We start from the raw sequence: 19,156 nt of genomic DNA, 5'->3' as shown, positions 1-19,156 counted from the left end.
CTCATAACAAAATTACTAAATGCACCCATCTATAAGTTTGACGTAGTTTGGCGCATCTTCATACAGAATTGGTATAAGGATAAATCCTGTAATTGGGCATGGTGAACGTTAATGTTGGCAGCTGCGTTAAAAGCGGAATTCTGCTCTTGTTCGTTAGACATGGATAAACAAATATATTGTGATGTATTACGTTTCTTTGCTTAATACCAAAGCATGGTATTAGCCTATTTTTTTATGGTTCCCATTTGGGCATCAGATGCGATCGCCCAGGCAGGTAAAAAGCCAGAAGATAGAGCCATGCAGAAGATAGGAAAAACAGCCCTCAAGTTCTTGATTTCAGTACTTCTACCCTGCTAGAACCACTTTGATTGCGGATAGAAATATATGAAATCTTATATTTTTAAAGCGTATGTATTTTAAAATCGGCGGGATGGTGGGAGCGATCGCTATTTTATTGAGTAATGGTAGTGCGTTCGCTGAAGGTGTTGGCATAGCGATCGCCCAAGATGCACAAAGATATATTACCGTAGGGCATGATAAATTAGGAAACAGCATTGCCCTGGACACAAAAACTATTAACGGCACGACATACAAGCTTTACGGAATGTATGGTGATGGCATCTTCGAGACTACCTTCGATGCATCATGTACAGAATCGCGGCTTTTTCGGAATCGCATCGCCATTTACGGTTCAGAGGGGCAGCTACTTGAAGAGGATAAGGAGAAAGGAGAAATACCTTTTGTCGCAAATTCTTCACCAGGCAAAGGAATGAAAATTGTTTGTCAAAAGATTGGGGCCGTTGGTTGGTAGTTTCGGCAATGGGAAAGGGGCAGGGGAGCAGGGGAGCAGGGGAGCAGGGGGACAAGGAGAATAACTATACTCAATACCCAATGCCCAATGCCCAATTCCCAATTCCCAATTCCCAGCTAGAAAATACTAAGGACAAAACAACGTGTCACGTGTATCTCGTCCTGTGGTTGGATTAGTTCCTTTGGCAAGTTTGCACAATTTTTTCTGCTCATCGGGACGCAATAGCGTATCGGTAAAATCTGCCCCGTCAATGATTGCACCATCAAATCTGGCGTTAGCGGCAAACGCACCTTCTAACAGCGCATTTGTCAAATTTGCTCTCACTAAACGAGCCGAATCTAAAGTGGCATTTCTCAAATCAGAACCCTCCAAATTTGCAGATTCCAAATTTGCTGCAAAAAAGCTGACACCGTTCAAATTTGCGTGGCTGAAGTTACTCTGACGAAGATTAGCTTTGGTAAAGCTGGAGTCTGTTAAATCACGTCCTGAAAAATCAGCCTCGACCAAAATTTCCTTATTATATTCGAGTGCTAAAGCTGTTGAAGCAAAACCCACGGTTGCAGTGATGCCAACTATTCCCCAAAGGAATAAGCTGAGTATGCTTGCCCAAAAGTGATAGTCTCTTTTATGCCTCAACCCGAATTGTATCCGGGATGAGTCGAGTGTAGAATCCGTTCTGCGTAGGCGTAGACCGCCGCAGGCATCGCTTAACCTAGAATTTATAGAATTCATAATATTTTTTAGTCAATGGCTAACCTTCCTCCATCCCATTATCCAAATATTGGTCATTTAGGAGAAGACCTAGTTGCCCAATGGTTGCAATCGACAGGTTGGATAATTGTGCATCGTCGCTTTTCTAGCCGTTGGGGAGAAATCGATATCATCGCCCAATATGATGGAATCGGAGAAGCAGAGGAGTATGGAAGCAGAAGCGCAGTCAGAGAAGTCAGGACTCAACACTCAATATTAGCATTTGTTGAAGTTAAAACCCGTAGTTCCGGGAGTTGGGATGCAGGGGGAAGAAACGCTATCACGCCACAAAAGCAAGCAAAAATTTCGCGGACAGCTGGAATATTCTTAGCCCAATACCCTGAGAAGGCAGATTATTGTTGCCGATTTGATGTTGCTATTGTCTCTTGTCAAAAGATATCAAAAAATCTGACTGGAGTTACAGCAACTCAGGAAGTTGTAGCTACTTCATCAGCCGCCGGATACAAGTTTAAGCTGCAAGAATACATTCTGGCAGCTTTCGACTCTTCAATTGATAATGGTTAATTGGTAATGATCGAAGAAGAATTCAGAAACCAGAATGGGCTAAACCATAGCTATCGGCTAACAGCAGTCAGAATCAATTAGTTGGTATTTAAACCTGCCACCGAGTTGTTTGCCCTTGGCGTTACCGTAGGGTAAACACTAATAGAAAATATATTTAGTGGGGGTGTTAACCCCTTGATTCGTCTGCCATTCGTACAAAATTCATAGATTTACTCTGAATTCTGACCCTTCGACTGCGCTCAGGGCATCACTTCTGACTCCTGAATTCTTTCTTGATAATTTTGTAGTGGCGTTACAACCAAATGCCATCACGCCAAAGTTTCTGGACAGTAACCTAAGCCCCGGACAAACTGTTGTCGGAAGGCTTCGATTTCGTCTCTCTCTGGACTTCCATGAGAAACAATCGCTACCTGATAGCGACGCATCACGTCTACAGGGCATTGTCCGGCTTCCAAACTCCAAAGTGCCATTTGCACCCTCATTGGCGGTTCGTAGCTAATTCCTAATTCATTTAGAAAAGCGCGAAAGTCGCCATCTTCTTGGGGTGAGACTTGACCTTTGAGTTTGATCCTAACCACCCAGCCATCAATTTGATGAATTACGGTGACGAACGAAACTGGTGTCTGGGGTCTAGCGTGCAGGTGTTGAACGACCCTCAGGGTTAGACTGGCATTTGCCAGATAATACAAGTATTCCATGTTTGTTGGTGCTTGGGATCAAAGCCAATCCTACATATCTATATTCGTCAATCATTGCCTGTTCCCGGTAGGGTAAAAGCCCCCGTTTTTGGATGGGGAGGTTTACCCAATTTTTATGTTAATTTTTCCGTGTTACTTAATAGTAACAATCTTATAGCCTTGGGAGAAAATTGAGCAAAGATACCTTAAAGTTCCTTTAGAAGAAAAAGCTAAAAGCAGCTTTTTTAAGAGAGTATAAATACTAAATAAAACAAAAACTAGTACAAACGAATTTGAAAGATACTTCTGGCACACAAGAAAAAGATTTGGAATTAGATTGCTCGGTAGCTGGCTATGACTACAAACTACCTCCAGAACTCATTGCCCAAAACCCAGCTGTTCCTAGAGATAGTTCTCGTTTACTAGTGGTTAATTCCCCCACTACAGGCATCGAAACAGAACCATCTCACCACATTTTCCATGATTTGCCCGGACTGCTACGCCCTGGTGATTTGTTGGTTATGAATAATACAAGAGTTATTCCAGCGCGGCTTTATGGCCATAAATCCACTGGTGCTAAACTCCAAGTGTTGCTGTTGGAAGAACGAGAGCATAACTGTTGGTTAGCTTTAGTTAAGCCAGGAAAAAACTTCAAACAGGGAACAAAGATTATTTTTGAACCAAGGGGAGCAGGGATTGAGGATTGGAAAAATTCTTCCCCAGTTCCTAGTCTCCAGCCCCTAATACCCAGTACCCAACTTACCGCTACGGTTTTAGAAACAGATACAGCAACTGGGGGACGTTTGTTGCAATTTGATGTGCCAGAGGGAAAGTCTTTGGTACAACTGTTAGGGATATTTGGTGAAGTACCGCTACCACCATACATTACTGCCTCGTCAGCAGATGATGAGCAGTATCAGACAGTTTATGCCAAACAACCAGGAGCGATCGCGGCTCCAACGGCAGGATTACACTTTACCCCAGAATTATTACAAAAGTTGCGCGATCGCAATATCAATCAAGCTTTTGTAACCCTACACGTTGGTGTCGGCACTTTTCGCCCTGTGGAAGTGGAGGATGTAACTACCCATCAGATGCACGAAGAATGGATTGAAGTCCCCGCCGCCACAGTAGAGCAAATCCGCGCCACTAAAGCAGCTGGTGGTCGAATTATTGCTGTAGGAACAACGGTAGTACGGGCTTTAGAAGGGGCGGCTGAATCTGGGAATTTACAACCATTTTGCGGTAAAACAGACCTGTTTATTTATCCTGGCTACCAATGGCGGGTAGTGGATGGTTTAATTACTAATTTTCACCTACCGCGTTCCAGTTTACTGATGTTGGTAAGTGCGCTGATTGGCCGACAACGATTATTGAATATATACAACGAAGCGATCGCTTCTAAATATCGCTTTTATTCATTCGGCGATGCCATGCTAATTTTACCGGAAGCTGTGGAAGTTAGGAGACGCGATTAATCGCGTCTGTACAAGAGTTGCGAGTAGAGACGCGATTAATCGCGTCTGTACAAGAGTTGGAAAATTGGAATTTTTTCTTTTGTGGTGGGTACTCTGACTTATGGGAGTGAAAAATAAGTATAGGTCTGTGATTTATGTTCGAAAAATTCCTATTTTCTCAGTCGTTACATTTATTTTGCCGGGTGACACTCTGTAGCTGTTCTGCGTTTTTGGTCTTAGCTGCGCCGGCAATTACTAATTCTTCGGGAAGTAAGCTGCTAGCAGAAACCGCAGTTTCTCAGGATCTCGAAGCAGCTAGCTTTTTCCAACAGGGAGTCACGCGCTATAACCGCAAAGACTTACAAGGTGCAGAATTTGCCTTTCGTCAAGCGTTGCAGCGAGATCCTAGCCTTGCGATTGCGCGGAATTATCTGGGTAATATATTCATGGAGCAAAATCGCCTGGATGTAGCTTTACAAGCTTATGTAGAGGCGATTAAAGTTAATCCCAATTTTAGCGAAGCTTATTACAATTTAGGGTTGGTGTTGTACCGACAAGGAGAAAAAGATGCAGCGATTACAGCTTATCGTCAAAGTCTGGTGATAGATCCCACAAGGGGAGCAGCGCTGTATAATCTGGGTTTAACGCTGTATGAACAAGGACGTATACAGGAAGCGATCGCAGCATACCAGCAAGCAATTAATGTAGATAGTAGCAATGCCAACGCTTATTTTAACTTAGCGATCGCCTTGCAACAACAAGGTCAAACAGAACAGGCGATCGCCACTTATCGCCAAGTATTGCAGCTAGCTCCTAAAAATGCCACAGCCTACAACAATATGGCAAATTTGCTAGCAACTCAAGGTCAAGCTTCTGAAGCTATTTCTGTTTATCGGCAAGCTATTCTCCTCAATCCTAAAAATGCCTCAGCTTACTATAACTTGGGAGTCACTTTATATAATCAGGGCGAGATGAAGAAAGCTGGTGGAGTATTGAAACGTGCCCGTAAGGAGTATCGTGAGCAAGGGAACATTGAGCAAGCTGAGAAAATAGAACAGCTAATGCAACAAATTGCCCAGAAAATTCAGCAACAACAGCCTCAAGCCAGTCAAACAGCTACTCCTTCTCAGACTCCAGACAACACAAGTAAGGTAATACAAACACCTGAGCCACAAACGTTAAATCAATCAGAAACTCCAGCTAACCCTGTTAATGTCCCTATCTCTGTTGAACCACAGTCTACATCAACAAGTCCTGGACAATAAAAAACTCAGAGTTGGAAATAAACGAATAAGTCATCCGCCAGTCTTCAGAATTCAGCATACATTTTGAAGACTGGTGCTTTTATTTTCCTTGATAGTTAATAACTCCTAACTCTCAACTCCTAACTTTTCTAAATCGGCAAACGATTGATATCTTTATTGCAGCCAATAACTACCATTGCTGAACCACGTTCTAAACGCTTCGTGGCATCAGGATTAATTTGAAATTTCCCATCCTGGCTTACAGCTAGCAAATTTAAACCGTAGCGGTTACGAAGTTGAAGTTCGGTGATGGTTTTGCCGTGAAATTCATCAGGCACAATCAACTCTACAATACTGTTATCTGGGTCGAGATCAAAGCGATCCAAGATTGCTGGTTTGGTTAGTGTACGCGCTAAGGCACAACCCGCTTCATACTCAGGAAAAACAACGTGATCTGCTCCTACTCGCCGCAACAGTTTACGATGAACTTCACTAGAAGCTTTGGCAACTACATGGGGTACACCAGCTTCTTTCACATTTAAGGTGGTTATGATGCTTTCTTGAACATAGTTGCCAATTGCTACGATCACAGTATCAAATTCAAAAATTCCAGCTTCTTTTAGTGCAGCTGGTTCTGTAGAATCTAATTGCAAAGCATGACCAACGATTCCCTCAGTTAATGCTTCTGAAACTCGTTTTTCATCAATATCTGTTGCCAGCACTTGATAACCAAAATTATGCAGTGTAGAACAGACCGATCTACCAAAACGACCTAACCCAACTACAGCAAATTGTTGGTTATCTTTACGTAAACTGCGAAAAAAACTTAATGATGACAGATTCACCGTTGTTATCCTTATTATGGCTCCCTGTATTTAGGGCAAAAAGCGGTTATACCGTTTGAATTAAAAATTATATTTTTTGCCTTCCAATGTATATTTTATCAGTTTATTCATTAGTCATTACTCAATTGTCAATTGTCATTAGTCATTAGTTATTCTTCCCTTGCCTCCCCTGCTCCTCCATCCCCTACTCCTTCTCCCTAACTATCCCACGAGTAAATTTTCTTCAGGATAGTGAATTCTGGAAGGACGCGGATCTCCTAGTACAGCAGACATCAGTAGTAAAACACCTACTCGTCCAATGTACATAGTCATAATTAAGATGAGCTTTGCTGTTATAGAGATACTTCCTGTAATACCTGTAGAAAGCCCCACGGTAGCAAAGGCTGATACCACTTCAAACAAAATTTGAATAAAATCTAATGTTGGATCTGTGAGGCTGATTAAGATAGTAGCTAAAATCACGGTTGTTACTGAAGCTACCAATACACCCACAGCTTTCAAAATTAAAGATATTGCTATCTTGCGATCGTACAATAAAACTTCTTCTTTTCCCTGGAGAATAGCTTTAGTACAACTGGTTAAGACTCTTACAGTTGTTGTTTTTATACCTCCTCCAGTACCACCTGGACTTGCACCAAGAAACATCAGCGCAATCGTAATAAATAGACCAGCTGTGGTCATTTTGCCAATATCGATGGTGTTAAAACCAGCAGTTCTGGGAGTAACAGATTGAAACCAAGCTACTAATATCTGGTCACGTAAATTTAGATCGCCAAATGTTTCAGGGTTTCTGATCTCTATACAGAAAAAAGCAACTAGCCCTAGTAATAATAATATCAAGGTTGTGCTGGTTGCAACTTTAAAGTCTAGAGAAAATCTTTGGGTTTTAATAGATTTTTTTAAAATACGATCGCGCAACCAAAGGTACATCTCCAAAATTACCTGATAACCAATTCCCCCAAAGATAATTAACATTGTGATGGTAAAGACTACTAAGAAAGATGATTGATACCCAATTAAGTTATCTTTGAATAAACTAAAACCAGCATTATTCCAAGCATTAATACTATGAAAAATAGCTAGCCAAATTCCTTTACTCCATCCATACTCAGGAACAAAAGCTGGCAAAAGTAAGAATGTACCTGTAATTTCAAAAATTAAAGTTGTGGCAATAATTGAACGGATAACTTGGGTACTACCACTCATTCCCGGTCGGTCTAAAGCTTGTTGAATAGCTATTTTTTGCCGCATATCAAACCTACGACCAATGAGCAAAATCAGAAATGTCGTAGTTGTCATATAGCCCAACCCGCCAATCTGAGCTAATAATGCGATAAAAAATTGACCCCAAAATGAAAAATAAGTACCAGGATCGACTACTGATAAACCTGTGACACAAACTGCGGATGTCGAAGTGAATAGTGCCACAATTAGGTTATTCCATGCACCATTGCTAGTTGAAAAAGGCATCATCAACAGAATAGTACCTACAGCGATGACAGCCAGAAATCCCAAACAAATTGTCCGAGCAACAGTCATAATTAATTTGTAATTCGTAATTCGTAATTCGTAATTAAGGAAGTTAGATTTTATCTGGGTTTATACCTCTTGTATGTATACATTTTTTTAGAGAATTGGTAGAAACTTCAGGGAAAACAGTTTATTAGGGTAAAACTGAGGAATTTTTCTAAGCAGGATAAATTACGCTTGACTTTCTTTACAAGCAAAAATACCCTTATTTAATTAAAAACATACATGGTAGCCTATCTGTATGTTTTTTTTTAAATTCGGCTTTGTCTTAACACTGCTTTTTTCATGAGTGCAACACTTTACCAGCAAATTCAGCAATTTTACGATGCTTCATCTGGTCTGTGGGAACAGATATGGGGCGAACACATGCACCACGGCTATTACGGCGCTGATGGTAGCCAGAAAAAAGACCGTCGTCAGGCTCAAATTGATTTAATCGAAGAATTGCTCAATTGGGCAGGGGTAGAAGCAGCAGAAAATATCCTAGATGTGGGTTGTGGAATTGGCGGTAGTTCTTTATACCTTGCACAAAAATTTAATGCTAAGGCTACAGGGATTACATTGAGTCCTGTACAAGCCGCGAGAGCAACGGAACGCGCCTTGGAAGCTAATTTGAGTTTGAGAACACAATTCCAAGTCGCAAATGCTCAAGCAATGCCCTTTGCTGACGATTCTTTTGACTTGGTTTGGTCGCTGGAAAGTGGCGAACACATGCCAGATAAAACCAAGTTTCTCCAGGAATGTTATCGAGTATTAAAGCCTGGTGGTAAGTTAATTATGGTGACTTGGTGCCATCGACCAACAGATGAGTCTCCACTAACAGCAGATGAAGAAAAGCATTTGCAGGATATTTATCGGGTGTATTGCTTGCCTTATGTGATTTCTTTGCCAGAGTATGAAGCGATCGCACATCAACTACCATTACATAATATCCGCACTGCTGATTGGTCAACTGCTGTCGCCCCTTTCTGGAATGTGGTGATTGATTCCGCATTCACTCCCCAAGCGCTTTGGGGCTTACTTAATGCTGGTTGGACTACCATCCAAGGGGCATTATCACTGGGATTAATGCGTCGCGGTTATGAGCGTGGGTTAATTCGGTTTGGCTTATTGTACGGCAATAAGTAGAATTCCACTTCAGGAAAAAGATGTCATCTAGGAGCATTGAAGCAGATGTTCCTAGTTATGTATCATGAGACTTGATAGGGGGTTTGGAGCGATTGCAAAGCTTGTAAATTACAATGCATATATCGGAGAAACCTTATAAAATTAAGTTTCTTCTTGTTAATTTCAGCAAATGCCACTCGAACTGCAAAACCTCACAGGCGGTTACACCACAATCCCAATTGTTCAAGACATTAACCTTACTCTACAAACAGGAGAATGGTTGAGTTTAGTTGGTGCTAATGGCTCAGGTAAATCTACTTTATTAAAATTGCTGAGTCGTATTCTCTCCCCACGGCAGGGAACAGTCCTACTTGATGGCAAAGCAATTCATTCTCAACCACCAAATCTAGTTGCACAAAAACTGGCTTTATTACCGCAACAACAAACGGTTCCCGTAGGTTTAACAGTACGACAATTAGTAAGTTTAGGACGCACGCCACATCAATCTTGGTGGCAATGGGAATTAAACGGTCAAGATTGGGTGAAAGTTGAAGCTGCAATTAAAAAGACGCAACTAGAAAAATTAAGCGATCGCTTAGTTGAAGAACTTTCCGGTGGTGAAAGACAACGCGCTTTTTTAGCTTTAGCACTAGCGCAAGAACCAAAAGTTTTACTATTAGATGAACCGACAACTTTTTTAGATATCAACTATCAATTACAGTTATTGGAATTACTGAAAAATCTTAATCAACAGCAAGAATTAACTATTGTTACCGTTTTACACGAACTCAACCTAGCGGCACGATATAGTTCTCGCATTGCTTTATTAAAACAAGGTCATCTTTGGGGAGTTGGCAAACCTGAAGAAGTTCTGACACCGAGTGCGATCGCCCAAGTATTTGGTGTGGAATCTGTAATTATTCAAACACCTGTGGGTTTACAAGTTTGTGCAATTTCTGCTGTGTCACCATAACTCTATTACTTTGTTAACCAGAGTTTGACACTTTTTTATTACTTCTGTACAATTTTGCCAAATATACCCTTACAAATGCCTTAGTTAGGAATATTTATCGACGAACCAATTTATCAATAACTTTGTTATTGTCCATAACTGGTTGCTCAACATTGAAAGCTTTATTAACAATAACTTGCTTAGGTGATTGAGCGCCATTTTGGATGTACAATCCTGGTAATACACTCACTTTAACCTCTTTAGATTCAGGCACTAGACTTACTTGAAGCTCATGAAGAACTCGCTGCTGTTCCTTGATAATTTGGGTCAGTTCGTTTAGTTTTTGAGTGTGTAAGTCATCCAATTTTTCATGTAGCAGTTCAATATTTTGTCCAGCTTTCAAATTCACCTGATGGTCAATTTCGGCGTTTCTCCGATCGGTATCAGACTGACGATTTTGGCTCATCAAGACAACTGGTGCTGTATAGGCTGAAGCAAATGAAAACACTAAATTGAGCATCATGAACGGTGATTCATCCCAGTGGGGAACCCCAGGCATTGCATTTATACCAACCCACCCAGCTAAAACAACGCTTTGCCCAATGAGAAATCCCCAAGAACCTACTTTCATCGCTAATTTATCAGCAATGACTTGTCCGCGAGTCAGTGGTTCAGTGGAAATGTTTTGGGCTGCTGGTTGTATCTCTACAACTTGAGGTTTTTGAACTACTTTTGCATCAATATTGTTAGACGATACTTTTTTAAATGGATTCATGTTGCACCTCTTGGCGTTATTTCTGCCTGTGTTGTTCCTGATGACTTTTAATGTACGCTGATTAAACGATAGGAGCAAATATTGTTTCTTCTCAAAACGATAGAAAAAAGTGATGGAACGTTAAAGGCAGCGATCGCAAGTATTGGATTGAGGGGTATAGGGGCGATCGCACTCCAGCCTAATGTAGTGGTAATGAAAATTTACCAATTAACGGCAGTGCAAAGAGTCTCAACAGCCAGAGGATATCTCAGAGTGGCAACTGAAAGCGATCGCTCCAATTAAATTACTTTCTATGGCAGCTTATGTAAACTGCGATCGCACCTCCATCCTCTAAAACACCGATTCCTTAATGGGGAAACTAGACATTTAGCTAAGACTTGGTTTCTTGTGTCTGTGCGTCGATAATTACACTCCAATCATCATTTGTCACAGCAGCTTCAAGTTGACGCTGACGTTCGGCTATACTCGCATCTATTGTTTCTAAATCTTTAGAGAGGCTTGTATCAGCCATTGCTTTCCGTAGCTTTAGCTTTTTCTCCTCATAAGCTTGACGTTCCGCCTCGGACATTACCGCCTTTGCAGCTTCACCTACCGTACTAGCCCACATTTCGCAATCTGTTGCATTTCCAGGTGGTGTGGTTTCGAGTTCTGCTATCCACGCATCTCGCAAGTCTTCCATCTCTTGACGTTTGGGGAACTTAAATGCTTGCACACGCACAAAAGCACACTTTTGCTGACCATTTTGGGTGACATGACTATTTAGTGAAAGCAAGACATTTCGAGAATAGCCAATATACTGCACGCGGTGTTCTACATCTAATACTGCGTAAACACCTGCAATTTTAGCGTTTTGAGCAGATGCACTCCAAGCTTCAAGGTCAATGATTTCAGTACCATTATTTGCCAGTTCAGGGGTTATACTCACCTCAGTAGCGGTGTGTTCGTCATCAGAACTATACAAAAATTCATGTAGCCCACGGTGGTTTATGGGGACATTTTGATGTTCTATTGGCGGGTTGTGCTGAGTTTCCATCGTCGTTTATCTCTGAGTTATGACAGCAGATTGCAAATATATGCCTTTAGAATATTGAAGCTTAAATCTACTCATATCCCCAAATTATTGCTGACAAAGCGAAAACAATTATTAGACCTGATATGAATCAATTGACACCCAAAAATTGGATATTCATCAAACAGCGACTTACCCCTTATCTATTTTTACTACCCGCCTTGATTCTTTTGGGGTTAACAGTCTTTTTACCAGCACTACAAGCCTTTTACCTCAGCTTTACCAGCTACGAAGATATCGCCCAGCCGCCACAATGGATAGGTTTCGCCAATTTCCTCAAACTTTGGAAGGATGCTGTTTTTTGGAAAACCTTGGAAAACACTTTTTTATATCTTGTGGGTGTAGTCCCAATTTTAGTAATTGCTCCCTTAGTGCTAGCAATTTTGGTAAATCAGAAACTGCGGGGAATGAATTGGTTTAGGGCAGCGTACTACACCCCAGTAGTAATTTCAATGGTGGTTGCGGGAATAGCTTGGAAATGGCTGTATGCAGAAAATGGATTGCTGAATCAGTTATTAAAAGCTTTGGGGCTTTTTCCAGAAGGTATTCCTTGGTTAACTAGCCCAGAAAAAATTTTTGGTATTGTACCAATTTCTCTTGCCAGCGTGATGGCTGTCACGGTATGGAAGGGACTAGGCTACTACATGGTAATTTATTTAGCGGGGTTGCAATCAATTCCTGCTGATGTGTACGAAGCCGCAGCCATTGATGGCTCTGATGGTATTAACAAACATTGGGATATTACCATACCATTGATGAAGCCATATTTAGCATTAGTAGCGGTGATTTCGGCTATTTCTGCGACCAAAGTCTTTGAAGAAGTATATATTATGACCCAAGGCGGGCCACTCAGCAGTTCTAAAACGATTGTTTATTATCTATATGAGCAAGCTTTTAGTAACTTGGAAATTAGCTATGCTTGCACAATTGGGTTAATGTTATTTTTGATAATTTTAGGATTATCAATTTTGCGATTAACTATTAATCGGCAAGGGGACGAGAATATCACCATCTGAATCGCCGCCCTGGAATGGTTAATATTCGCAAAAATAAGGCGGGGGGATTTTTACCGAATCGTATTGTCCCCATTTACTATCTCAAATTATTTTTCTCTATAACCCCCAGCGTAGTTAATTACGCAGATTGTTCTATATGATTTGTGAGTTCCATAAGCAACGCCAGACACTTTAAAAGCACCGTTAAAAATGTTTGTTCTATGACCGCGATCGCGCACGCCATCATCAATAATTAATTGCATGACGATATCTTGGGCAGTGTTTGGGCCATAGCTGATATTTTCGCCTGCGGTTGTTTGCCATTTACCATATCGGTTGATGCGAGTAAAAGGGTTGCTACCATCGCTACCATCATGACCTGTAGCACCTTTTGGGCCTTGGTCTTTAACATGGTCTTCTGCTCCTAAAGACATACCTTTTGAGGCACTCAACGCTCCTACAGGACGTGCAGATTTCAAAAATGCGATCGCTTCATCGACTGCTTTGACTCCTTCTTGAGTTCGCAAATAGGTATTATTAGCAATTTTGACTCGGTTCCCCTGAAAGCGCTTTCTATAGTTTTCCAAAATCGGGAGATATGACTTGGGATTTGTTCGTACCTTATTTGTTTCAACAATTACCTGTTGTTCTAGAGGTGAAAGGTAACTCGCCTTTGCTAATAATGTTGGATTACTTGATTTAACTACTGCTGGGTTAGAATTTGCCACAGATGGGCTAGATTGTAACAGTTGATTTGAGCAACCGAATATCAGGGTAACTGGTAAAAGTACCCAAAATTTAATGCGATGCATTTATTACCTCAAAGTTTTTTCTATGGATTAATTTAGTGAATTAGAAGAAATAAAAATTTTTAACACACAGAGAATTCTATAGACGCTTCTTTATTAGTAATTTTAGAAGCGGCTTGTTGTCAGACATCAGAATTTCTACCAGTTCCATAACCAGAACAGAAATAAATTTATCAAGAGTTATAGATAACGCTGTGATGGTCTTTGTTCCTTGAGTGTTAAAAAAGGATTACTTAATACCTGTTGTAACCTAGCCAACACTCAAACGTAAACCACAAAAAATATTTTTACTTGATTACGCTTGCTTTTAAGTACAATAATTTAGAAAGTTAGCTTATATCAAATATAACGCAAATAAAAACTTTGCATATTTGCGTTTGACAGAAAAATACAGAGTTTATATCGTGTCTGCTTAAAGAAGCGTTGTTGCGATCGCTTGTTCTCAGTGTAAGGAAATAAGCCCAAAAAAATTTGCGATCAATTGACTAATTACGCCTGATTTACTGGATATAATTTCAAACTTTGAGAAACCAACGTTGTCGATACATTAGAACACCAACAGCCCACCACAACAACACGGTGACTATGGCGAACAAAAGGGAACCATTCAGAAGTCCCGCCCAAGATGCAAAACAATTCTGGTAAATCCAATTGTAGGTGCTGGGAGCGTCCTTACTTGTGCCGATAGTGGTTTTCACTAAGATTTTAATCAACAAAACAGATGGAACGAAAAGTGCGATCGCATTTAAGCCCATAATTTCAAAAGGTTTACTCCAGCGACGATTCAGCCGAACTTCGATAAGTTCATAACAAGCTGCTAGCAAAAGTAACGCCCAACCGCTAGTAAAGACTACATAAGAACTTGTCCACAGCTTTTTGTTAATGGGGAATGTCCACCCCCACGCCCAACCAATAATTAAACAACCAACTCCAAATAATCCTAACCCGATGCTTGTACGTGATTGTACAGGTTGGCTGCGTATCCATTGACCAGCAAAGTAGCCAGCGAGGACGCTTACTATCGCAGGAATAGTACTGAACAATCCTTCTGGATCTCCCATAAATTTGAAACCATCGCCTTTATAGAGATGTGCTTTGGGAATAATCATCCGGTCAATATAAGCAGCAAAATTACCTTCTCGTGTCAGAACTCCCGCGCCATAATCAGGTACTGGTAGATACATCATCGTTAGCCAGTAGCCGATAAGTATTACTCCTGCGAGTATCCATTGACCTTTGCGCGGAAGGTTGAGAACTATCAAGGAAGTCAACAGATAGGTAATACTGATGCGCTGCAACACTCCCATAATGCGGATGCTACTCAAATCAAAAGTCCAAACACCTTGATTCCAAAAGCCATTTAGTAGCAATCCCAAGGCGAAGAGAATGGCGGCGCGGCGTAAGATGCGCCAGTAAATAGCTGAGGTTGGTTTGTTATCTTCAGTGTATTTTGACAGCGAGAAAGTCATCGCTACACCAACAATAAAGAGAAAGAAGGGGAATACCAAATCAGTTGGTGTACAGCCGTGCCAATCGGCGTGGGCTAAGGGAGGATATACATCATCAGCGACTCCCGCCATATTGACGAGAATCATAGCAGCGATCGTAATGCCGCGAAAAACATCTAGTGAAGTCAGACGCATAAAGGGAATTTTTTCTTTGATGAGTATCTAAGTTACTCCGCCTCATGCAGGTAATCAAGCAAAATTTATATACTTGGATACAAGGTAAAATTTTGTTAAGTAATTACCACCATTTGTTATGTCAGTCAAAGTTGGAGATACCGCTCCTAATTTCACTCTACCTGCTCAAAACGGCTCAACAGTTAGCCTCCAAGATTTTCGCGGCACAAAAGCTGTTGTCCTATATTTTTATCCCAAGGATGACACACCCGGATGCACGGCTGAATCGTGCGCCTTTCGCGATCAGTATGAAGTGTTTAAAAGCGCTGGCGCTGAAGTTGTCGGCGTGAGTGCTGACTCTAGCGAATCTCACCAAAAATTTGCTGCAAAATATAATCTACCTTTTACCTTGTTAACTGACAAAGGCGACCAAGTACGGAAGCTATATGGCGCAACAGCAGCCTTTGGCTTATTCCCTGGTCGCGTTACTTACGTCATTGATCAACAAGGAGTTGTGCAATACGTGTTTGATTCAATGTTTAACTTTAAAGGTCATGTTGAAGAAGCGCTAAAAACCTTGCAACAACTTGTGAAATGAGGGATTGGGTACTGGGTACTGGGTACTGGGTACTGGGGATTGGGGATTGAGAAACTCTTTCCCAGTCCCTAGTCCCCAGTCCCCAGTCTCTATTTACTCGAGTGCAACTTTTCCGGCATGGCAATATTAGTGTGGCTTGACTTGCCATTCTTGCCGTTTGTATGACCGTTGCCATTGCGGGGATGGATTACACCATAACCGCCGTGGTTACGTTCGTAAATTACATTAATTTCTCCAGTTTCAGAATTACGGAACATATAAAAGTCGTGTCCCACGAGTTGCAGTTGTTCCAAGGCTTCTGCAAGGGTCATCGGTGGCATAGAAAAATATTTGGTGCGGACGACTTCGTTGGGTAATTCGGGGGTGCGATCGCCAATTAAATCTGGAACCACCAACTCTGCAACAACTACTTCTGTTGGTTGGGACTGAGTTTTCTGATCTTGAAGACGTTCTTTGTATTTCCGCAATTGACGGGCAATTTTATCTGCAACTAAATCAATGCTGGCATATAAACTTTCACTACTTTCCTCGGCACGGATAACGCTACCATTAGCGTAAATAGTTACTTCAGCTGCTTGTCTAGTATTAATTCGGGGATTACGGGCTACGCTCAGATGCACATCAACTTCATTTGTAAGGCTCTGAAAGTGGCTAACTGCTTTTTCAATCTTTTGATGTACATATTCCCGAATCGCATCGGTGATTTCAATATTTTTGCCGTGGATGACAAGCTTCATGTAAACTCTCCCACTAAATATTTGATGTGTGAATTTGCTTTGTATGAAAAGAAATTGCGGTAAGGTTTATTACTTCCGCCAAAACAAATTGTGAACTGTTTCTATCTACTGTTGGTAAGCTATCTCTAAGCTTACTGCATCTAAGTTTCTGCTCATTATAACTTTGATTTTCCTCCTCATCTCTGCGCTGAGATCCAATTGGATTTCCACATAGAACTATTTGGTGAGGAAATTTGAGCAGTAGCTCCGGTAACTGTCTTCTTTATTAAAACAACGCTTACAGAACTTTTGATAGTTGCTCCTTCTGTATCCGGTTGAGGTTTGCTCAATGTTGGTCAACAACACGAGTATTTGTTGAAGTCGATCTTGTTTATATTTCAAACAAGATTATTAGAGTCATCAGCCAGTGCATCTTTCTTATTGTCTTGGCATGATGCTTATTGCAGAGAATTCCTCCTAAAACCTATTGAGGTTGTATATTCAAGCTAGCACTTTGTATTTTCTAATGCATGTTCCCTTGACTTTCCTTTAAAATCCTTTGCAAATCTTGACACTTTTTGACTCCAATCCTGTAAATTGCAATATATTTTGTTCCTAATACCAGTTGATTTTTGGCATGATCCGTAGTAAAAAACCATACAAAAACCGTTGTTTGCTGTATAACCAAGGATTAATGCCTTACTTAGATGCTCATGGATGGCAGCGATCGCTTCTCAATGAGCGCATCCATGACTCTAGTTTAGATGACGTGTTAATTTTGCTAGAACATCCACCCGTTTACACTCTGGGACAAGGAAGCAACTCAGATTTCCTCAAATTTGATATTGAAAAAGGTGAATATGATGTACATCGAGTTGAACGAGGCGGCGAAGTTACTTACCATTGTCCCGGTCAACTAGTCGGGTATCCGATTTTAAATTTGCAACGTTATCGTAAAGACCTGCATTGGTACTTACGCCAACTCGAAGAAGTAATTATTCGCGTGTTGGCAGTTTATGGGTTGCAGGGAGAAAGAATTCCGGCTTTTACTGGTGTTTGGTTACAAGGGCGAAAAGTTGCGGCTATTGGGATTAAAGTCAGCCGTTGGATTACCATGCACGGCTTTGCATTAAATGTTTGTCCAGACATGACAGGCTTTGAGCGCATTGTACCCTGCGGTATTTCTGATAAACCTGTAGGCAGTTTAGCCGAATGGATTCCAGGTATTACTTGCCAAGAAGTGCGTTTTTATATAGCACAGTGCTTTGCTGAAGTATTTGGCGTGGAATTAATCGAATCGCAACCTTAACGATTTTTCCGGTCTGAGTAAATTCAGTTTGGAATTATGTAACAAATACTATAGCAGTCCTATTTAGATTATGAGACACTGATGAAAGTAACCCATATTTAATAGTATCAAAATACCTATTTAACTATGGTTGGCAAAGCTAAAATCTGATTATTTACAAATTTCTATACTAAATTTTTACAACTGTCAAGCACAACTTTGCGCGTGAATTACTCAAATAATTTCCAGGTATATACCCCATCGTTAACGTCTTTGAGAGAACGTGATTGGACAGCTTTGATAGAACTATTTGATAGAGACGACGGTGATGAAATTGAAGCTGACATCAGTGGTAGTTTGTTTTGGCTGATACCTGAGCCTTGTTGGGAAGACGATCCATTTGATTTCTTGCGTGAATATCTTTAAGTGGAGACGCGATGAATCGCGTCTGTACAAGAGAGTACAGAGTTGATTTTTAACAGGAAAGTTATTAGTTCAATTAATTACGAATTACGTTAGCGCAGCGTTAGCGAGTCATCGAGCGTCATTACGAATTACGAATTACTTGAAGGCGACTGAGGAAAATACGCAGGCGATCGCTTTGGGGATTGGTCAGTACTTCATAAGCTGAACCTTTTTCTGTCACAATACCTTTGTCTAAAAATATCACTTGATGGGCTACTTCTTTTGCAAATTGCATTTCATGGGTGACAACCACCATTGTCATCCCTTCTGCTGCTAGTTGTTGCATCACTTGCAAAACTTCGCCGACGAGTTCGGGATCTAGGGCGCTGGTGGGTTCGTCAAATAGCATGATTTGGGGATTCATACATAAGCTACGGGCGATCGCTACTCGTTGCTTTTGTCCGCCAGAAAGTTGTTCGGGATAAGCAGATGCTTTGTCAGATAAGCCAACTTTTTCTAAATATAATCTCGCTATTTGGGCGCTTTCTTTCGGTGTTTTACCCAAAACTTTACGCGGTGCGAGTGTCATATTTTCTAAGACGCTGAGATGAGGAAACAGGTTGAACTGTTGAAAAACCATACCTACTTGTGTTCGTAGTTGTCGCAGTTGGTTGTAGTTAACTGTGGGGCGGGATAAGTTGATACCGTTGATTATTAAACGCCCGTTGTCAATGGTTTCTAGGCGATTAAAGCAGCGTAGTAGGGTACTTTTACCACAGCCGGAGGAACCGATAACTGCAACGACTTCTCCCCGGTTGATTTCACCTGTGATTCCTTTAAGGACTTTTAGGGAACCAAAGTTTTTTTCGATATTGTCAAAGATAATGGCGGGTATAGTACTATTCATTACTTATGTCAAGCTGCTCTACAGTTGATTGTAAGATAAGGAACCGCAGAGGCACAGAGGGCGCAGAGGTAAGA

Annotated in this window: 22 protein-coding genes; 12 read left to right on the top strand and 10 right to left on the bottom strand. The window is 41.1% G+C overall.

All coding sequences use genetic code 11. The features are described from left to right. Window positions 1-213: 213 nt before the first annotated feature. Together RMZ41_RS24455 and RMZ41_RS24450 are read left to right on the top strand one after the other, a co-directional pair. A complete protein-coding gene (locus tag RMZ41_RS24455) occupies window positions 214-357 on the top strand; it encodes a hypothetical protein (RefSeq protein WP_409875894.1) in 144 nt (47 codons plus the stop codon). 52 nt (window positions 358-409) lie between these two features. After that, entirely contained in the window at window positions 410-811 is a 402-nt protein-coding gene (locus RMZ41_RS24450) for a hypothetical protein (RefSeq protein WP_322639630.1), read from the top strand. Window positions 812-937: 126 nt separating this feature from the next. Here RMZ41_RS24450 and RMZ41_RS24445 read toward each other — a convergent pair whose 3' ends face one another. Continuing rightward, window positions 938-1,534, bottom strand: coding sequence for a pentapeptide repeat-containing protein (locus RMZ41_RS24445; RefSeq protein ID WP_409875896.1), 597 nt, complete (start codon window positions 1,532-1,534; stop codon window positions 938-940). Between the two features lie 24 nt (window positions 1,535-1,558). Here RMZ41_RS24445 and RMZ41_RS24440 point away from each other — a divergent pair, with 24 nt between their 5' ends. Continuing rightward, window positions 1,559-2,086 (top strand): YraN family protein, encoded by a 528-nt coding sequence (locus tag RMZ41_RS24440; protein ID WP_322639628.1) that lies wholly within the window; start codon window positions 1,559-1,561, stop codon window positions 2,084-2,086. Between the two features lie 308 nt (window positions 2,087-2,394). Here the strand turns inward: RMZ41_RS24440 and RMZ41_RS24435 are convergent, their stop codons facing one another. Continuing rightward, window positions 2,395-2,784 (bottom strand): hypothetical protein, encoded by a 390-nt coding sequence (locus tag RMZ41_RS24435; RefSeq protein ID WP_012412259.1) that lies wholly within the window; start codon window positions 2,782-2,784, stop codon window positions 2,395-2,397. 272 nt (window positions 2,785-3,056) lie between these two features. Here RMZ41_RS24435 and queA point away from each other — a divergent pair, with 272 nt between their 5' ends. Beyond that, window positions 3,057-4,241: a tRNA preQ1(34) S-adenosylmethionine ribosyltransferase-isomerase QueA gene (gene queA / locus RMZ41_RS24430; RefSeq protein ID WP_409875892.1), complete on the top strand. Its 1,185-nt coding sequence runs from the start codon at window positions 3,057-3,059 to the stop codon at window positions 4,239-4,241. A gap of 134 nt (window positions 4,242-4,375) precedes the next feature. Then, window positions 4,376-5,485 carry a tetratricopeptide repeat protein gene (locus RMZ41_RS24425; RefSeq protein ID WP_322639627.1) on the top strand — a complete coding sequence of 370 codons (1,110 nt, stop codon included), beginning with the start codon at window positions 4,376-4,378 and terminating at the stop codon, window positions 5,483-5,485. A gap of 128 nt (window positions 5,486-5,613) precedes the next feature. On the opposite strand, the gene RMZ41_RS24420 is transcribed toward RMZ41_RS24425, so the two are convergent. Together RMZ41_RS24420 and RMZ41_RS24415 are read right to left on the bottom strand one after the other, a co-directional pair. Beyond that, complete coding sequence (locus tag RMZ41_RS24420; protein ID WP_322639626.1) at window positions 5,614-6,309, bottom strand: TrkA family potassium uptake protein; 696 nt, start codon at window positions 6,307-6,309, stop codon at window positions 5,614-5,616. A gap of 201 nt (window positions 6,310-6,510) precedes the next feature. Beyond that, window positions 6,511-7,848: a TrkH family potassium uptake protein gene (locus tag RMZ41_RS24415; RefSeq protein ID WP_322639625.1), complete on the bottom strand. Its 1,338-nt coding sequence runs from the start codon at window positions 7,846-7,848 to the stop codon at window positions 6,511-6,513. Between the two features lie 276 nt (window positions 7,849-8,124). On the opposite strand from RMZ41_RS24415, the gene RMZ41_RS24410 reads away from it, so the two are divergent. Further along, entirely contained in the window at window positions 8,125-8,967 is an 843-nt protein-coding gene (locus tag RMZ41_RS24410) for a methyltransferase domain-containing protein (protein WP_322639624.1), read from the top strand. 169 nt (window positions 8,968-9,136) lie between these two features. After that, window positions 9,137-9,919 carry an ABC transporter ATP-binding protein gene (locus RMZ41_RS24405; RefSeq protein WP_322639623.1) on the top strand — a complete coding sequence of 261 codons (783 nt, stop codon included), beginning with the start codon at window positions 9,137-9,139 and terminating at the stop codon, window positions 9,917-9,919. Window positions 9,920-10,013: 94 nt separating this feature from the next. Here the strand turns inward: RMZ41_RS24405 and RMZ41_RS24400 are convergent, their stop codons facing one another. Next, window positions 10,014-10,673 carry a DUF1003 domain-containing protein gene (locus tag RMZ41_RS24400; RefSeq protein ID WP_322639622.1) on the bottom strand — a complete coding sequence of 220 codons (660 nt, stop codon included), beginning with the start codon at window positions 10,671-10,673 and terminating at the stop codon, window positions 10,014-10,016. A gap of 81 nt (window positions 10,674-10,754) precedes the next feature. On the opposite strand from RMZ41_RS24400, the gene RMZ41_RS24395 reads away from it, so the two are divergent. Then, window positions 10,755-10,955, top strand: a complete 201-nt coding sequence (locus RMZ41_RS24395) for a hypothetical protein (protein WP_322639621.1) — start codon at window positions 10,755-10,757, stop codon at window positions 10,953-10,955. 88 nt (window positions 10,956-11,043) lie between these two features. Here RMZ41_RS24395 and RMZ41_RS24390 read toward each other — a convergent pair whose 3' ends face one another. Next, window positions 11,044-11,706, bottom strand: coding sequence for a GIY-YIG nuclease family protein (locus RMZ41_RS24390; protein WP_322639620.1), 663 nt, complete (start codon window positions 11,704-11,706; stop codon window positions 11,044-11,046). A 122-nt stretch (window positions 11,707-11,828) separates the two neighbouring features. On the opposite strand from RMZ41_RS24390, the gene RMZ41_RS24385 reads away from it, so the two are divergent. Further along, the gene (locus RMZ41_RS24385) at window positions 11,829-12,758 is read left to right on the top strand and encodes a sugar ABC transporter permease (protein ID WP_322639619.1); all 930 of its coding nucleotides are present in this window, start codon (window positions 11,829-11,831) and stop codon (window positions 12,756-12,758) included. Window positions 12,759-12,844: 86 nt separating this feature from the next. Here the strand turns inward: RMZ41_RS24385 and RMZ41_RS24380 are convergent, their stop codons facing one another. Together RMZ41_RS24380 and RMZ41_RS24375 are read right to left on the bottom strand one after the other, a co-directional pair. Next, window positions 12,845-13,549, bottom strand: a complete 705-nt coding sequence (locus RMZ41_RS24380; protein ID WP_322639618.1) for a CAP domain-containing protein — start codon at window positions 13,547-13,549, stop codon at window positions 12,845-12,847. A gap of 512 nt (window positions 13,550-14,061) precedes the next feature. Further along, the gene (locus tag RMZ41_RS24375) at window positions 14,062-15,189 is read right to left on the bottom strand and encodes an acyltransferase family protein (RefSeq protein WP_322639617.1); all 1,128 of its coding nucleotides are present in this window, start codon (window positions 15,187-15,189) and stop codon (window positions 14,062-14,064) included. A 118-nt stretch (window positions 15,190-15,307) separates the two neighbouring features. On the opposite strand from RMZ41_RS24375, the gene RMZ41_RS24370 reads away from it, so the two are divergent. After that, on the top strand, window positions 15,308-15,766 hold the full coding sequence (locus RMZ41_RS24370; RefSeq protein WP_322639616.1) for a peroxiredoxin: 459 nt from the start codon (window positions 15,308-15,310) through the stop codon (window positions 15,764-15,766). An 89-nt stretch (window positions 15,767-15,855) separates the two neighbouring features. On the opposite strand, the gene hpf is transcribed toward RMZ41_RS24370, so the two are convergent. After that, window positions 15,856-16,503 (bottom strand): ribosome hibernation-promoting factor, HPF/YfiA family, encoded by a 648-nt coding sequence (hpf, locus tag RMZ41_RS24365; RefSeq protein WP_322639615.1) that lies wholly within the window; start codon window positions 16,501-16,503, stop codon window positions 15,856-15,858. Between the two features lie 616 nt (window positions 16,504-17,119). Here hpf and lipB point away from each other — a divergent pair. Beyond that, window positions 17,120-17,791: a lipoyl(octanoyl) transferase LipB gene (gene lipB, locus RMZ41_RS24360; protein ID WP_322639614.1), complete on the top strand. Its 672-nt coding sequence runs from the start codon at window positions 17,120-17,122 to the stop codon at window positions 17,789-17,791. 204 nt (window positions 17,792-17,995) lie between these two features. Continuing rightward, window positions 17,996-18,196: a hypothetical protein gene (locus RMZ41_RS24355; protein ID WP_322639613.1), complete on the top strand. Its 201-nt coding sequence runs from the start codon at window positions 17,996-17,998 to the stop codon at window positions 18,194-18,196. Window positions 18,197-18,317: 121 nt separating this feature from the next. On the opposite strand, the gene RMZ41_RS24350 is transcribed toward RMZ41_RS24355, so the two are convergent. Next, complete coding sequence (locus RMZ41_RS24350) at window positions 18,318-19,082, bottom strand: amino acid ABC transporter ATP-binding protein (RefSeq protein ID WP_322734420.1); 765 nt, start codon at window positions 19,080-19,082, stop codon at window positions 18,318-18,320. Window positions 19,083-19,156: the final 74 nt, after the last annotated feature.

Source organism: Nostoc sp. DedVER02 (assembly GCF_034530675.2).
Taxonomy (GTDB): Bacteria; Cyanobacteriota; Cyanobacteriia; order Cyanobacteriales; family Nostocaceae; genus Nostoc.
The sequence above is the reverse complement of the archived record's forward strand: the minus strand, read 5'-3'. Positions and strand labels throughout refer to the sequence as shown.

Bases quoted from the DNA above. Each gene is read 5' to 3' on its own strand.
- RMZ41_RS24455 (WP_409875894.1), top strand. From the start codon at position 214: ATGGTATTAGCCTATTTTTTTATGGTTCCCATTTGGGCATCAGATGCG.
- RMZ41_RS24450 (WP_322639630.1), top strand. From the start codon at position 410: ATGTATTTTAAAATCGGCGGGATGGTGGGAGCGATCGCTATTTTATTG.
- RMZ41_RS24440 (WP_322639628.1), top strand. From the start codon at position 1,559: ATGGCTAACCTTCCTCCATCCCATTATCCAAATATTGGTCATTTAGGA.
- RMZ41_RS24435 (WP_012412259.1), bottom strand. From the start codon at position 2,784: ATGGAATACTTGTATTATCTGGCAAATGCCAGTCTAACCCTGAGGGTC.
- RMZ41_RS24425 (WP_322639627.1), top strand. From the start codon at position 4,376: ATGTTCGAAAAATTCCTATTTTCTCAGTCGTTACATTTATTTTGCCGG.
- RMZ41_RS24415 (WP_322639625.1), bottom strand. From the start codon at position 7,848: ATGACTGTTGCTCGGACAATTTGTTTGGGATTTCTGGCTGTCATCGCT.
- RMZ41_RS24410 (WP_322639624.1), top strand. From the start codon at position 8,125: ATGAGTGCAACACTTTACCAGCAAATTCAGCAATTTTACGATGCTTCA.
- RMZ41_RS24405 (WP_322639623.1), top strand. From the start codon at position 9,137: ATGCCACTCGAACTGCAAAACCTCACAGGCGGTTACACCACAATCCCA.
- RMZ41_RS24400 (WP_322639622.1), bottom strand. From the start codon at position 10,673: ATGAATCCATTTAAAAAAGTATCGTCTAACAATATTGATGCAAAAGTA.
- RMZ41_RS24390 (WP_322639620.1), bottom strand. From the start codon at position 11,706: ATGGAAACTCAGCACAACCCGCCAATAGAACATCAAAATGTCCCCATA.
- RMZ41_RS24385 (WP_322639619.1), top strand. From the start codon at position 11,829: ATGAATCAATTGACACCCAAAAATTGGATATTCATCAAACAGCGACTT.
- RMZ41_RS24380 (WP_322639618.1), bottom strand. From the start codon at position 13,549: ATGCATCGCATTAAATTTTGGGTACTTTTACCAGTTACCCTGATATTC.
- RMZ41_RS24375 (WP_322639617.1), bottom strand. From the start codon at position 15,189: ATGCGTCTGACTTCACTAGATGTTTTTCGCGGCATTACGATCGCTGCT.
- RMZ41_RS24370 (WP_322639616.1), top strand. From the start codon at position 15,308: ATGTCAGTCAAAGTTGGAGATACCGCTCCTAATTTCACTCTACCTGCT.
- hpf (WP_322639615.1), bottom strand. From the start codon at position 16,503: ATGAAGCTTGTCATCCACGGCAAAAATATTGAAATCACCGATGCGATT.
- lipB (WP_322639614.1), top strand. From the start codon at position 17,120: ATGATCCGTAGTAAAAAACCATACAAAAACCGTTGTTTGCTGTATAAC.
- RMZ41_RS24350 (WP_322734420.1), bottom strand. From the start codon at position 19,082: ATGAATAGTACTATACCCGCCATTATCTTTGACAATATCGAAAAAAAC.